Here is a 14169-nt window from a genome sequence, read left to right on the forward strand (position 1 = left end):
AGGCTGTGATGCGCCTCACTCTAACGCCCCGCGGCGAGTTATGTAGTTAAACAAATATTTTTTAAGGACAAAACAGTACTGGTTAAAGAATCACCACGTCGTGCCGGGAGAGTTGTACTCCACACTCTTCAAGGAAACCGGAGCGCGCAACCGACCGTCGTTGTGAATCCTGATAATGGTATCTGCCACATCTTCCGCTTCGACAGCAACAATCGGAACCTCACCATCTCTTTCTTGCAGCAGAAACTTATCCTGCACACTGCCGCCAACAACGGCGAGAATTATGACGGATACATCCCCACGGTTAATGCGCGAAGCCTCGAACCGGGTAACATCCGCAGCCTTCTCTCGATACTCACTGCCCGGGTGGTTAGGACCTGCGGTAAACTGACCGGCCGAGTCGAGACTAAGCTCACCCGTCCAGTGTTTAGTATCCACCATGATAAGGCCCGCAGCCGTGGACAGAATGTGGTCCGCATTGGCCGTCGTAGCATTCCTGGCGGTTAGTTCCCCAAGCGCACCAAAGATACCCATGGCAAGGCCGAACTTCCGCGCCGTAGGGGTGGTTCCGTACATCAGGGGCTGCTCCACCCCTCTCATACCATCCAAGATCTTGGTCAATCCGTCGCGACCATCGCGGTGAATGATTACGTCGTGGGCGATCTCGATCGGGTCTGGAAGCCGTTGCTCAAGCATCAACCCAATCTGCTCCTCAGCCCTGTACCCCTGGGCGGCGCGCTGAAAAGCCGCCGGCAATCCAGTCTGCTGTATGTACCCCTGGCGCGCCATGGCGGTAAGGCGCTGAGCTTCCTGCTTACGTCTGTCTTCCACAGACTGCTCGAGAGTGGTGTTGGCTTTGAGGTTGCTGGTATCTTTCCCCTCAACCTTGCGGTTCATGGAAAAAATGAAGCTGAACATCAAATAGAAGAACGCCGCTATGGAAGCCAGTATCAGCCAGGCACCGATATAAACCTGTTCGCCAACCATTAGCAAGCTGCCAACGATGCCGCCAATGACCCACACAAGCATCGCAATGCGACGGAGCCGCTTGCGGTTTCTTTTGATATTCGCACGCTGCTCCAACTCGCCACCGTCGTATTGCCAGGCGTTCTGGCGCATTTCGTATGTAACAGAGAAGCCTTCGACCTCATCCTCCAGGAACGCATCCACGGAGGCTTCGAAGTCTTCCCACCCACTCTGCCCGGGGCGCTTCTTTCCATAAACAATTGCCATCTGACCTACTACCTACTTCCTTAACGGGCAATTAATACCCCCTAAGAAAGTAGGGTACTAGAGGCAACTAGGCGTGCTTCGCCTCCACACGCTTAATGGCTTCTTCGGCAACCAGCTGCTGGATGCCCATGTCCAGCTCGGAGGTGAAGCCTACGCAGGAGCAGTTGATTTCGCCCAGGACGTAGGTGTCCTCGCCGGTCTCGTCGTCATCGGCCAGCATGAAGTCGGCGGTCCAGATCAGCGGAATGTTGTCACCCCCCAGCTTCTCGGCGATGACCGGGCGAGCCTCGGCGAACATGTCCACCAGATCCTGCCACTCCTCCGGCTTCTGGTAGGTGTACTTCGCGCCGGAGAACAGGGTTGCGGAGAACGCATCGCCGCCCTCGGCAGGCTTCTTGTGAACCACGAACACCGGGTGCGGGCCAACCAGCAGAATGCGGATCTCACCCTCGACGATGCGCGGCATGAAGCGCATATCCACCAGCATGCCGTTATCACCAACGATGTACTGGTCACAGAAGTCCATGAACTCGCCCAGCTCGCGGACCTCAGTGTGGTTGTCTACAGCCTCGGTGCACTTCAGCTTCGTATCCAGGGGCAGAGCCGTGCCCGGCTCGATGGACTCGGCCAGCTGCTTGTCTTCCAGCTGCACGCGCCAGATGCCGGAGCCGGTGGAGCCGCGGTTCTGCTTCAGGACGCGCTCGCCGTAGGACAGGGAGGTGGGGAAAGTCTTGTGGAAGGAATCGACGTCGTAGTAGGCGGCGGTATCGGCCGGCACCAGTTCAGTGTCGTTCAGCTTCACCAGCGCATCCTTCGCGCCGTAGGCCATCATCTCGGCTGGGGTGGACATGCCCACCAGGCCTGCTTCCTCGGTCAGCTTCGTCAGCATGTCGAAGTAGCCCTTTTCGCCACCGGGGATGTGGCCCGGGTTGACGCGGGAGATGTAGGCGTCATATTTAGCGGCAACGTCTTCGTAGATCTCGCTGGTCTTCTCCGGGTCGAAGTAGACTACCTCGGCACCCCAGCCCTTTTCGCGTATGGCCTCGACGATGGGCATGGTGTCGCGACGGTGGCCGTCCTCACCCTTGTCGTTTCCGCCCTGAACCTCAAAGACAACAATGTTCTTGTGCACGGTTTCCCCTTGCTCTGGAAGTAAAAATACAGTGCGTATGGCCACTATTGGCCAACACCCTTAATTCTACGACTACCCAGCTCAGGTGGCAGTGGAAGAAAGACCGCCGATAAGGCGCTAGACTCTCAAACGATCGAAAGGCAGGTGTTACATGGGAATCGAATACGACCCCAGCCCTCAGCTCAAGCAGTACGCGCACCCAAACAAGCTGGTCACGAACGCGTGGCTCGGCGCGAAGCTTGGCACTCCCGGCCTCAAGGTCGTTGAGGTGGATGCGGATTCCCTTTTATACGATATTGGTCACATTCCCACCGCAATGCGCCTGAAATGGTACGAAGACCTCTCAGATCCCGTGTGGCGCGACCTTATCGGCCCTAAGGAGTTCGAGGAACTCATGGGGCGCCTGGGTATCACACGGGAGGACACGGTGGTGTTTTACGGCGACCACGCGAACCTGTGGGCCGTGTACGCCCTGTGGGTCTTCGAGCTTTTCGGCCACCCGGATGTGCGAATCCTGGACGGCGGACGAGATGCCTGGATGCAAGAAGAGCGGGAAATCTCCTACGCCGTCGATGAGGTTTCGCCGCGCCCCGTCTACTCAGTGCCTTCCCACCGGAATGACCACACCCACCGCATCTTCGTCGACGAGCTGCGCACGAAGTTCGACGGCACCCAGGTGATTGACCTGCGCAACGCCGAGGAATACACCGGTGAAGTAACCCTGCCTGGCTACCCAATCCGACGCAACGGACACGTGCCTGGGGCCAAAAACCTGCGCGCAGACTCCTCCCTGCTAGCTAACTCGCGCTTCCACCCCGCCGAGGCCATCCAGGCTATCCATGCGGAGCTGCAGCTGGACTCCCACCGCGAGACCGTCGTTTATTGCAACAACGGTGCACGCGCCGCACTCGAGTGGTTCGTGCTGCGCTTCCTCTTGGGCTGGGAAAATGTGCGCGTCTACGATGGCTCGTGGGTCGAATGGGGAAACATGATGCGCGTGCCCATCGAGCGTGGCTAACTGGGGCGTGTAGCCTCATTAACTAACCCCTAACTAATAACCCGAAAGGATTGCCCGTGACTTCCAGCTCCGCCGCTGACTTGACGAAGGTACTGATCGCCAACCGTGGCGAGATTGCAGTGCGCGTCATCCGGGCTGCGCGCGACGAGGGTATCGCTACCGTCGCCGTGTACGCCGATCCGGATGCCGAGGCGCCCTTCGTACGCATGGCAGACGAAGCGCTGGCCCTTGGAGGTCAGACTTCGGCGGAAACTTACCTGGATATCGACAAGATCATCGCCGCTGCCGCTAAGTCCGGCGCCGATGCGATCCACCCCGGTTATGGCTTCCTGTCGGAAAACGCAGACTTCGCCCAGGCCGTCGTCGATGCGGGCCTGAACTGGATCGGTCCGCCGCCGGAGGCGATTCGCAAGCTCGGCGATAAGGTCACTGCCCGAAACATCGCTCTTAGTGTTGACGCCCCTATGACTCCGGGCACTAAGGAGCCTGTCGCGGATGCTGCAGAGGTCACCGCCTTTGCGGAGCGTCACGGACTTCCAATCGCTATCAAGGCCGCCTTCGGCGGTGGTGGGCGTGGCATGAAGGTCGCCTACACCCTGGACGAGATTCCGGATCTCTTTGAATCTGCGACCCGCGAAGCCATCACCGCCTTCGGCCGTGGCGAGTGCTTCGTGGAGCGCTACCTGGACCGCGCCCGCCATGTCGAGGCGCAGGTCGTGGCTGATAAGCACGGCAATGTCGTTGTCGCCTCCACCCGCGACTGCTCCGCCCAGCGGCGTTTTCAGAAGCTCATCGAGGAAGCACCTGCACCATTCTTGAGCGACGAGCAGAACGAGCGCATCTACTCCTCCGCCAAGGCCATCTGCCGCGAGGCGGGCTACTACGGTGCGGGCACGGTGGAGTACCTGGTGGGCTCCGACGGGCTGATCAGCTTCCTGGAAGTTAACACTCGCCTGCAGGTGGAGCACCCTGTCACCGAGCAGGTCACCGGCTGGGATCTGGTACGCGAGCAGTTCCGTATTGCCCGTGGCGAGGAGCTATCCCGCACTGAGGATCCGGAGATTATTGGCCACTCCATCGAGTTCCGCATCAACGGCGAAGATCCGGCGAACAACTTCATGCCCGCCCCGGGCCGCATTCAGACCTACCGCGAGCCCGCAGGCCCCGGCGTGCGCATGGACTCCGGCATCGAAACCGGCACGGTGATCGGTGGCCAGTTCGATTCGATGTTGGCCAAGCTCATCGTCACCGGCGCCGACCGCGCCGAGGCTATTCAGCGTTCCCTGCGGGCACTGGAAGAGTACGAGGTCGAAGGCATCCCAACCGTTATCCCCTTCCACCAGGCTGCGCTGAATGATCCGGCCTTCGTCGCCGAAGACGGAAACTACCGCGTGTACACCCGGTGGATCGAAGAGGAGTGGGACAACCAGCTGCCCACCTACGAGGAGCCGCTAGCAGCAGCTGCCGAGGGCCAGCTGCCGAAGGAAAAGCTGGTCGTCGAGGTTGACGGCCGCCGCGTGGAGGTGCTGGTTCCGGGCGAAATTCTGGCGAGCCGTGGATCGGTGAGCCGTGCGAAGAAGCGTCGCGCAAATGCTGCGGACATCGCCATCACCGGCGACACGGTGGCCGCCCCAATGCAGGGCACCGTGATCAAGGTGGAAGTCGCGGAAGGCGACGAAGTGGCCGAGGGCGACGTTCTGCTGGTGCTCGAGGCGATGAAGATGGAAAACGCCGTCAAGGCGCACAAGTCCGGTGTGGTGCAGTCCTTAAGCGTCGGAAGCGGCGATGGCGTCACAAAGAACCAAGCACTTATGGAGCTGAAGGACGACAGCTCCGCTGAGAACGAATAGACGAGACAGGAAACACACCCCATGACTGAAACCCCTTCTGCGCAGGCAACCACGGTCGAAAAGAAGACGCCCAAGGGCATGACCTTCCTCGGACTAGGGCTACTGATCGTTGCCGTCATTACCGCCATCGTTTCGCTGGTGGGTGTGAAGGACTTCGGAAAGAGCTACGACGTTTCAGCCGGCAAAGAGTACTACCTGCTGGCCGATGAAGAGGCTCTGAACGCCAAGGAGTGCACCCTGGTCGACAAGGAGGACAAGAACCTCGCCGACCGCATAGAAGCCGCGGATCTGAAGTTCAGCCAGGAAGACCTGGAAATCTCCGACGTCTCCCTGCCGCTGACGAAGAACAAGGGAGTGTACACCTCGATCAAGTTCACTGAGGACATCGAAGGCGCCAAGTACACCTGCGACCAGGGCAACATCTACATCTCCAAGTACTCCTCCGGCACCCTGCAGGCTCTGCGTTGGGTGACGATGCTGTGTGGAGCTGCGGGTGTGGCGATCCTGATTCTGGCAGTGTTTGCGAACCAGCGTAAGCGTTCCGCTGATGATGCCAATAGCGCAGCGGACGCAGCGGACACAGCGGACACAGCGGACACAGAAGAAGCAGTGGACACCGAGCACAGCAACGACAGCGACGACAGTGACGACTGAGTGGTAGAAAACTTTACAAACCAGCTGACCGGGACCTTGGCTAAGTGGAAAAGCTCCAAGAGGGGCTACGTATTGGCGCTCGACCAGGGGACGACGTCTACCCGCTGCATCATTTTTGATGCTCACGGCAAGATCATCAGCTCCAGCCACATGGAGCACCGGCAGATCTTCCCGCGCCCCGGTTGGGTGGAGCACGACCCGGAGGAAATCCGGCGCAACACCCGGCGCGTGATGGCGGACGCGGCGGCCTCCCGCGACATTCCGGTCGAGGAGTTCGCAGCGGTGGGCATCACCAACCAGCGCGAAACCACCGTCGTGTGGGACCGCGCCACTGGCAAGCCCATCTACAACGCCATCGTGTGGCAGGACACGCGCACCGATAAGATCGTGAGCTCTTTGAGCGAAGAACAGAAGACCATGATCTTCGAGCGCACCGGGCTGAACGCCTCCACCTACTTCGCCGGGCCGAAGATCCAGTGGATCCTGGACAACGTCGAAGGCGCCCGCGAGAAGGCGGAGCGTGGGGAGCTGGCCTTCGGAACCATTGATACGTGGCTGATCTGGGAACTCACACGCCGCTCGCGCAAGAAGTCGAAGGCGAGCCGCAGCGATCACGCCCGGCACGTCACGGACGTCACCAATGCCTCGCGCACCATGCTGATGGACCTGCGGACACAGACTTGGGATCCAGAGCTGTGCGAGCTGTTCGGCGTGCCGGAATCCATGCTGCCGGAGATCGTCAGCTCTTCCGAGGTCGTCGGGAAGGTCCGCCGTAGCGGACCTGTGCAGGGCGTGCCAATCGCGGGAATCTTGGGTGACCAACAGGCCGCCGCCTTCGGCCAGGTGTGCTTTAACCAGGGTGAAGCGAAGAACACCTACGGCACAGGCAACTTCCTGCTGATGAACACCGGCACTGAGCCGCAGTGGTCCGAGCACGGACTGATCACCACCGTGGCCTACCGGCTGGGCAACCAGCCGGCCGTGTACGCATTGGAGGGATCCATCGCCGTCACCGGCTCCCTGGTGCAGTGGCTGCGCGACAACCTAGGGTTCTTTGACACTGCCGACGACATCGAGCCTCTGGCCCGCAGCGTGGACGATAACGGCGGCTGCTACATCGTCCCGGCCTTCAGCGGGCTGCTGGCGCCACATTGGCGCCCCGAGGCCCGCGGCATCATCGCGGGGCTGACCCGTTATGTGACGAAGGCGCACATCGCCCGCGCCGCACTGGAAGCCACGGCCTTCCAGACCCGCGAGGTGGTCGAGGCCATGAATGCGGACTCGCAGGTGGATCTGAAGAACCTGCGCGTCGATGGTGGCATGGTGGTCAACTCGCTGCTGATGCAATTTCAAGCCGATCAGCTGGAGGTGCCGGTGACGGTGCCGGAGGTCTCGGAGACCACGGCCCTCGGCGCGGCCTACGCCGCCGGGCTAGCCGTGGGCTTCTACCGGGACCTCGACGAGCTGGTTTCCCTTTGGCAGGAGGAAAAGACCTACTTCCCCAAGGGCGACCCGCAGGAGCGCAAGATCGCTTACGACAAGTGGAAGCGCGCCGTTGAGCGGACGTTCGGTTGGACCGACGATTAGGCGTCCACTGCTACCTTAGAAGTATGAACGAACCGTCCCGCCGTGAAATCCGCATCTCCGATGTCGACCGTAGCGACGCTATCAGCGCGCTTGGCGAGCACTTTGCCGACGGTCGGCTCACCATGACCGAGTACGAGGAGCGCGTGCAGCAGGCCACCGCCGCAGTGTCCGAAGGCGAACTGGAACAGATCTTTTTCGACCTCCCCAAGCTGGAAGCCTGAACTGCTCCCCATTAGTTGGACTGAGAAATCAGTTACCGACTAGTGGGGAGCAGTTTTCATTGAGAGCACGAAGTTCGCTGAATGAGCAGCAGCGTGAACAGCTGGTGGAGTGTTTCGAGCAAGGCATGGGCGAAACAGCCGCTGCCAATGCTCTTGGTGTCCCCAAAAACGCCGTCCGTTTGCTCTATCGTCGGTTTCAGCTGCATGGCAGGCTATGTCTTGTGGAGAAACCGACAAAGCAGCAGTATTCGTTCGAGTTCAAAAAGGAAGTTGTCGAGCGCCACCTTTCCGGCGAGACAAAGATGAATCTTGCACGTGAATTTAACCTGTCGTCGGACCAGCTGGTCAGTTATTGGTCGCGGCAATGGCGTAAAGGTGGCGACGAGGCGTTAAAACCGAAGCCGAAGGGCAGGCCCAAAGGTTCGGCTGTGCCAAAGCCGCTGACCGAAGAGGAGAAGCTGCGGCGCCGGATCGCGCGGTTGGAAGCGGAAAACGCTTATCTAAAAAAATTGCGGGACTTGAGGAACCAGAGACGCGCCTGAAAGTCCAGGCGATTGTCATCCTCAAGTCGCACCACCGCCTGGAGTATCTCCTAAAGGCAGCAGGTATCCCACGGTCGACGTTCTTCTACCACCAGAAACGACTCAGTAAGCCGGATAAGCACGCCGCGCTCAAGGCCGAGATCCGGGAAAGCTTCGAGCGCAACAAGCATCGCTACGGCTACCGGCGAGTGTTACTTGACCTGCGTAACCAGGGGTGGGTGGTCAACCACAAACTCGTGTACAAGCTCATGTGCGAGATGGGGCTGCGAGCCAAGATTCGCCAACGTAGACCTTATGTTTCCTATGCTGGGACGATCAGTCACATCGCTGACAACAAGCTTGACCGCAAGTTCACCCCGGATCAGCCAAATACCGTCTTTGTCAGCGACGTCACCGAGTTCAGGGTCGCAGGTCGCAAGGTCTACCTGTCACCGGTGATGGACCTGTTCGATCGCTCAATTGTTGCCCACACCGTGGCTACATCGCCGTCGACAGCGTTTACCGCTGCCTCTTTGTCCAAGGCGATTAAAACGTGTGCGCCTGAACCCGGGTGGATGATGCACACTGACCAAGGCTTCCAGTACCAGCACGCCTCCTGGCGCGACCTGATCGATGACAACGGCGGTGTTCAGTCGATGTCGCGTAAAGCCAACTGTTACGACAACGCGGTCATGGAGAACTTCTTCGGCCACTTGAAAACCGAGATGTACCACGGTGAAGTCTTCGGCACCGTCGCAGAATTCAACCAAGCAATCGACGAATACATCCAGTGGTACAACACCGAACGCATCCAACAACGACTCAAGGGCCTGACCCCGATGCAATATCGGAATCAGACCCTTGAAACCCTAACCGCATAGAATTAAACCAGTCCAACTTTCGGGGGCTAGTTCAGCCTCCCGGGAGCTGGTCCCCTACTACTCCGCCCGCGAGATCGACCGTATGTACCGCAGCGGCAGGAACATGCGCCTGGGCTTGCTGCTCAGCACCGTGATCGGCAGCAGCGCCCTGGCCATGCTCTTCAATGGCGTGTGGGCGAACTCCGCCATCCTGCTGCTACTAATCCCGCTGGTTTTCGTGCTGCTTTACGTCATGAAGGTCGGCCCGAGAGCCTGGTACGAGCCCAGCCCGGAGCAGTTGGAGCGCCAGCGCTTCCGGGAGCTGAAGATGCAGCAGCGCGCCCAGCAGGCGCAGTGGAAGTTCGAGCGCAAGCAGCGCACCCACCAGCTGACCAGCAGCGCGATGAAGTTCGCGCAGAAGCGCCTTAACGGAACTGGTCAATAACCCCGGCGAATAGGCGGATGCCGATGCCCAAGGCGCGCTCGTCGAACACGATGTCCGGCTGGTGCAGGTCGGGCCGCTCCCCCTTGCCAGTCCACGCGCCCAGGCGCGCCATGGAGCCCGGAACGTGCTCCAGGTACCAGCTGAAATCTTCGCCGCCGGTGGATTGCGGCGCCTCCTTCAGCGCGTTTGGATCCACGTCGTTGACGGCCTGCGCAAGCGCTGCGGTGGAGACGTCGTCATTCATCACCGGCGGCACGCCCTTGGTGTAGCGCAGCTCGAGCTCGGCCCCGGTAGGTGCCACCAGGTGCTCTAGGAGTTCTCGCAGGGTTTCTTCGCCACGACGCCACACTCCAACCTCCGCGGTGCGGAACGTACCGAGCAGGCGAACCTCCTGGGGAATTGCGTTGAACGTAGAACCGCCGTTGATCGCGCCGAAAGTCAGCACCGTGCCGGTGCGTGGGTCCACGGTGCGGGACAGCAGGCCCGGCAGCTGCGAGGCGATGAGGCCTGCGGTGTACACCAGATCCGCCGCCAGGTGCGGACGGGAGGTGTGGCCGCCATGGCCGCGCAGGATGATCTCCACCACGTCGCTGGCGGAGGTGATCGCACCGGTGCGCACGCCGATCTCGCCGGTGCGCAGCTTCGGCTCGCAGTGGACGGCAAAGATGCGGGACACGCCATGAAGCGCTCCGGCTTCGATGACGTCCACCGCGCCGCCGTCCATGACTTCTTCGGCGGGCTGGAAGATAAAGCGAACCTGGATCCCCAGGGCATCCTCCCCGTGGGCGTCAACAAAATCGGCAAGGGCGACGGCCAGCCCCAGCACGATTGTGGTGTGGATGTCGTGACCGCAGGCGTGCATAACCCCCGGCACCTCGGAGGCGTAGTCGAGGCCTGTGACCTCTTGCAACGGCAGCGCGTCGATGTCACCGCGGAAGGCGATACGGGGCGCGCCGACAGGGCCGATGTCGGCGATCAGGCCCGTGGAAGGCAGGGCCACGGGCTGCAGCCCAGCGCGCTCGAGTTCGGCGGCGAGGAAGCGGGTGGTCTCCGTCTCCATGTGCGACAGCTCGGGGTTGCGGTGCAGGTGACGCCGCCAGTCGATGACCCGCTGTGCGTTGTCCCGCGTCCAGTTCTGCACGAACTGGCCGACGGAATGGGTGCTGCTTTCCTGCGCGCGTTCCTGTGTGCCGTCTTGCACTTGAATACTCACGTCCCTCTCACTTTTACTGACCTGTCTAGTCTAGCGCCTGCGGTATTCTTGGTTGGCATGACTGCTTCCCCAAATCCCTATGAACTGGCCGCAGAGGCTGCGGCGGCGCTGAAGGAGCGCACCGGCCTCGATTCCTATGACTGTGCCGTGGTGCTCGGCTCTGGGTGGCGCCCCGCCGCCGACGTGCTGTGCGAAGGCGCGGAAGACCTGCAGGAGTTCCCGATGTCGGAGCTGCCGGGCTTCCTTGCTCCCACCGCGCAGGGGCACGGCGGCACTGTGCGCAGCGCCCGCATCGGCAGCCGCAACGTGCTGGTGCTGTTGGGCCGCACCCACGCCTACGAGGGCCACGAGCTGTGGCGCACTGCCCATGCGGTCCGCACCGCCGCGGCCGCGGGCGTGCAGACGATCGTGCTGACCAACGCCGCGGGCGGCCTGACCGAGGGCATGACCGTCGGCGAGCCGGTGCTGATCGCCGATCACATTAACTTCACCGCCAAGACACCCCTGACGGGCGCGAACTTCGTGAACCTGGTGGATGCCTACAACCCCGAGCTGCGCACCAAGGTGCAGAAGCTACGCCCCGGCATGCGCGAGGCCGTGTACGCAATGATGCCTGGGCCGCAGTACGAAACCCCGGCGGAGATCCACATGCTGCGCACCCTGGGCGCAGGCCTGGTGGGCATGTCCACGGTCTACGAGACGATCGCCGCGCGTGAGGCGGACGTGGACGTGCTGGGTATCTCGCTGGTCACGAACCTGGCGGCGGGGGTTACCGGCGAGGCCCTGAACCACGAGGAGGTCCTGCAGGCGGGCAAGGAAGCCGCCAACGACATGGGCAAGCTGCTCGGCGAGCTGGTGAACAACCTATGAGCCAGTTGAAGTTCGGTACCGCCGGCCTACGCGCCAAAATCGGCCCCGGGCCAGACGAGATGAACGTCAGCACCGCCACCCGCGCCACGGCCGGTGTGGCTGCGTGGCTCAAGGAACGAAAGCGCCCCTTGCGCGCCGACGGGGTTTTTCGTGCGGCTGTGGGCTATGACGCCCGCTACGCCTCCCACGCCCTAGCTGTGATGTCCAGGGACGTTGTTGAGTCGGTCGAAGGGTACGCCGCCAATCGCAGAGTGGTGTCGGTGGTGGTTGTAGAAGTGGAGCCAGCCGGGCAGCGCCAGGCGTCGTTCGGCCTCTGAACCGTAAAACCTGGCATAGGCCCAGCCGTCCCCGAGCGTGCGGTGGAATCGCTCGATCTTCCCGTTCGTCTGCGGCCGGTAGGGGCGTGTCCGCTTGTGTCGGATGCCGAGCCGAGCGCAGAAGTCCCTCCATGCGTGGGATCTGTATGCCGACCCGTTGTCGGATAGGACTCGCTCGACGGTCACGCCTCGTTCGGCGAACCAGGCCACGGCGCGTTCGAGAACTCCCACCGCTGTGCTCGCCTGCTCATCCGACCAGATTTCTGCGTATGCGACGCGGGAGTGGTCGTCGATGACTGTGTGAACGAACGCCGTCCCGGTGCGCGGCTTGTGATCTTTTCCTCGTGGTAATCCCGGAGTCGCGAGCTTGTTCCGTGCGCCTTGCTGCCGACCTACGTAACGATGTCCACCGCCGTCGGGGATGTTGCCGAACTTCGTGACATCGACATGAATCAACGATCCCGGATGAGGATGCTCATATCGCCGCAATGGCTCGCCAGTGACACGATCGATATGCGAGAGGCGGTTCACGCGGCAACGGACGAGGACCGCGTGAACAGTCGACGTCGAGAGACCAAGTCGCGCAGCGATCTGGGCTGGCCCCAGTCGAAGCCGCCAGCGCAGGTTGATGATCTTCTTCTTGACATGCTCGGGCGTCCTGCCTGGGATCCGGTGCGGCTTGCTGGAGCGATCCTGCATCCCAAACTCACCCTCTTCCCGGTAGCGGCCTGCCCATTTCCGGGCAGTGATCGGGGAGACCATGAACATCTTTGCGGCGATCGTGGCCGGATAGCCGTCTTCGACAATCAGCCGAGCTAACCGGAGACGGGCACGAGGAGTGAGAAGAGCGTTCGGATGGGTCATCAATTGGCCTCCGCCGCGGTCTTCGTAAGCGCGCGTCTGGTGAGAAGCATGATGACGAGAGCGATCGCTGTCAGCACCGAAGCGACCCAAACCGGCGCGAGCAGCCCCAGCCCGGTCGCGAGCCCGAGCGCACCAAGCACGGGCCCCGCTGCAGCTCCGATATTCAATGCTGCGGTTGCGTACGAACCGCCCATCGTTGGCGCACCCGATGCTGCATACAGCACACGCGTGATCAGAGTACTGCCGACGCCGAACGACAGGAATCCCTGAACGAGGACGAGGACGATAAGCGCAACGGGATGAGATGCGACCACTGCCAACACGATCCAGCCTGTCAGCAATAGCGGTCCGCCGACTGCGAGCACGAGGCCAGGTCGTTGATCTGATAGTCGTCCTGCGATCGTGACGCCAAGGAACGATCCGATGCCGAACATCACCAGCGCGACGGACACCCACGCTTCGGCCAAGCCCGCGGTCTCGGTCACGATGGGTGCCAGGAAGGTGAATGCCGCAAAGGTCCCTCCGTTGATCAGCGCTCCGAGTGCCATGGCCAGGATGAGCCGCGGCGTCGCCAACTGGCTGAGCTCGACACGGAGCCTTGGTGAGGTCGCGCTAGTCTCGCTCCGACCAACATTGTTCGTGACGCCACGAATGACTCCAACGGCCGCGGGAATACAGAGGATGGCGATCGCCCAGAACGTCGTTCGCCAGCCCAGCGCTGTGCCGAGCAGTGCCCCGGCGGGGACGCCCACGACGGTTGCGATCGTCGTGCCGGAGAGCAGGATCGACAGTGCACGCCCCTTCTGGTTCGCTGGCACGAGGGTAGTGGCCGTGCTCAGTGCTACGGCGAGGAATCCTGCGTTTGCGAGAGCGCTGAGCACCCGGGTGATGAGCAGGAGAGAGAACACTGGTGTCATCGCTCCGATGACGTGGCTTCCCGCGAACAAGAGAAGGCAAACGATCAATGTGAGCCGCGGTGGCCAACGGCGAGCGAATGCCGCCATCACTGGCGCGCCGACGACCATACCGACTGCGAATGCGGAGGTCAGCAGGCCCGCAGTGCCGACCGAGACGTCAAGTTCGGTCGCGATCGCGGGGAGCAATCCCGCGAGCATGAATTCTGAAGTGCCCATGACGAAGACCGCCAGGGCAAGCATGTAGAGGGCAAAAGGCATCGAGTACTCCGAGGTGTGAGATCAAGAAATGGTTCTTCTTGTCACCACGGCCAGCGCCCCGGGTACGCCAGACATACGCCCACACAGATCGTGGGCGTCGTAACTAGTGGTTCAAGGGGCTGGCGGTGTGACCGACAACCCCTGACCTGTCTGATTCGGGACTCGACATGCCCCAAACTCTAACATGCCTTGGGGTTGCTCGCAAATCG

At 61.4% G+C, this 14169-nt stretch carries 14 protein-coding genes and 1 pseudogene; 9 read left to right on the forward strand and 6 right to left on the reverse strand.

Going from position 1 to position 14169, the window contains the following annotated elements:
• Nucleotides 1-90 precede the first annotated feature (90 nt).
• Both CJEIK_RS09105 and CJEIK_RS09110 read right to left on the reverse strand, forming a co-directional pair.
• Nucleotides 91-1233 carry an NERD domain-containing protein gene (locus CJEIK_RS09105; RefSeq protein ID WP_005293987.1) on the reverse strand — a complete coding sequence of 381 codons (1143 nt, stop codon included), beginning with the start codon at nt 1231-1233 and terminating at the stop codon, nt 91-93.
• A 67-nt stretch (nt 1234-1300) separates the two neighbouring features.
• Nucleotides 1301-2365 carry a Cj0069 family protein gene (locus CJEIK_RS09110; protein ID WP_005293989.1) on the reverse strand — a complete coding sequence of 355 codons (1065 nt, stop codon included), beginning with the start codon at nt 2363-2365 and terminating at the stop codon, nt 1301-1303.
• A gap of 151 nt (nt 2366-2516) precedes the next feature.
• On the opposite strand from CJEIK_RS09110, the gene CJEIK_RS09115 reads away from it, so the two are divergent.
• The 7 genes from CJEIK_RS09115 (at nt 2517) to CJEIK_RS09145 (ending at nt 9521) form a co-directional block, all read left to right on the forward strand.
• Entirely contained in the window at nt 2517-3383 is an 867-nt protein-coding gene (locus CJEIK_RS09115; protein ID WP_005293990.1) for a sulfurtransferase, read from the forward strand.
• 56 nt (nt 3384-3439) lie between these two features.
• Nucleotides 3440-5233, forward strand: a complete 1794-nt coding sequence (locus CJEIK_RS09120) for an acetyl/propionyl/methylcrotonyl-CoA carboxylase subunit alpha (protein ID WP_005293993.1) — start codon at nt 3440-3442, stop codon at nt 5231-5233.
• A 21-nt stretch (nt 5234-5254) separates the two neighbouring features.
• On the forward strand, nt 5255-5887 hold the full coding sequence (locus CJEIK_RS09125; RefSeq protein ID WP_005293997.1) for a hypothetical protein: 633 nt from the start codon (nt 5255-5257) through the stop codon (nt 5885-5887).
• Nucleotides 5888-5923: 36 nt separating this feature from the next.
• Nucleotides 5924-7474, forward strand: a complete 1551-nt coding sequence (gene glpK, locus CJEIK_RS09130) for a glycerol kinase GlpK (RefSeq protein ID WP_370510476.1) — start codon at nt 5924-5926, stop codon at nt 7472-7474.
• 23 nt (nt 7475-7497) lie between these two features.
• Nucleotides 7498-7695, forward strand: a complete 198-nt coding sequence (locus tag CJEIK_RS09135; RefSeq protein ID WP_077536200.1) for a DUF1707 SHOCT-like domain-containing protein — start codon at nt 7498-7500, stop codon at nt 7693-7695.
• 59 nt (nt 7696-7754) lie between these two features.
• Nucleotides 7755-9097 (forward strand): IS3 family transposase gene (locus CJEIK_RS09140; protein ID WP_370510475.1). Its coding sequence is split into 2 segments (ribosomal slippage): nt 7755-8196 and nt 8196-9097, totalling 1344 coding nucleotides; the frame shifts between segments, so codons are not numbered across the junction.
• A gap of 103 nt (nt 9098-9200) precedes the next feature.
• Nucleotides 9201-9521 carry a hypothetical protein gene (locus tag CJEIK_RS09145; protein WP_115597261.1) on the forward strand — a complete coding sequence of 107 codons (321 nt, stop codon included), beginning with the start codon at nt 9201-9203 and terminating at the stop codon, nt 9519-9521.
• Here CJEIK_RS09145 and CJEIK_RS09150 read toward each other — a convergent pair.
• Entirely contained in the window at nt 9502-10734 is a 1233-nt protein-coding gene (locus CJEIK_RS09150; RefSeq protein WP_005294006.1) for an amidohydrolase, read from the reverse strand. The genes CJEIK_RS09145 and CJEIK_RS09150 overlap by 20 nt on opposite strands.
• 57 nt (nt 10735-10791) lie before the next feature.
• Here CJEIK_RS09150 and CJEIK_RS09155 point away from each other — a divergent pair, with 57 nt between their 5' ends.
• Both CJEIK_RS09155 and CJEIK_RS11380 read left to right on the forward strand, forming a co-directional pair.
• On the forward strand, nt 10792-11604 hold the full coding sequence (locus CJEIK_RS09155) for a purine-nucleoside phosphorylase (RefSeq protein WP_005294009.1): 813 nt from the start codon (nt 10792-10794) through the stop codon (nt 11602-11604).
• A 59-nt stretch (nt 11605-11663) separates the two neighbouring features.
• Nucleotides 11664-11747, forward strand: a pseudogene (locus CJEIK_RS11380) (hypothetical protein); the annotation flags it as partial.
• A 48-nt stretch (nt 11748-11795) separates the two neighbouring features.
• On the opposite strand, the gene CJEIK_RS09165 reads toward CJEIK_RS11380, so the two are convergent.
• Genes CJEIK_RS09165 through CJEIK_RS11385 form a run of 3 tightly spaced genes read right to left on the reverse strand, consistent with a single transcriptional unit; the run spans nt 11796 to nt 14035 of the window.
• The gene (locus tag CJEIK_RS09165) at nt 11796-12785 is read right to left on the reverse strand and encodes an IS481-like element IS5564 family transposase (protein ID WP_167380529.1); all 990 of its coding nucleotides are present in this window, start codon (nt 12783-12785) and stop codon (nt 11796-11798) included.
• Nucleotides 12785-13960, reverse strand: a complete 1176-nt coding sequence (gene cmx / locus CJEIK_RS09170; RefSeq protein ID WP_077536302.1) for a chloramphenicol efflux MFS transporter Cmx — start codon at nt 13958-13960, stop codon at nt 12785-12787. Before cmx ends, CJEIK_RS09165 begins: the two co-directional genes overlap by 1 nt.
• Before the next feature lie 21 nt (nt 13961-13981).
• Nucleotides 13982-14035 (reverse strand): chloramphenicol resistance leader peptide, encoded by a 54-nt coding sequence (locus CJEIK_RS11385; RefSeq protein WP_011113070.1) that lies wholly within the window; start codon nt 14033-14035, stop codon nt 13982-13984.
• Nucleotides 14036-14169: the final 134 nt, after the last annotated feature.

This window comes from Corynebacterium jeikeium (assembly GCF_028609885.1).
Classification (GTDB): Bacteria; Actinomycetota; Actinomycetes; order Mycobacteriales; family Mycobacteriaceae; genus Corynebacterium; species Corynebacterium jeikeium.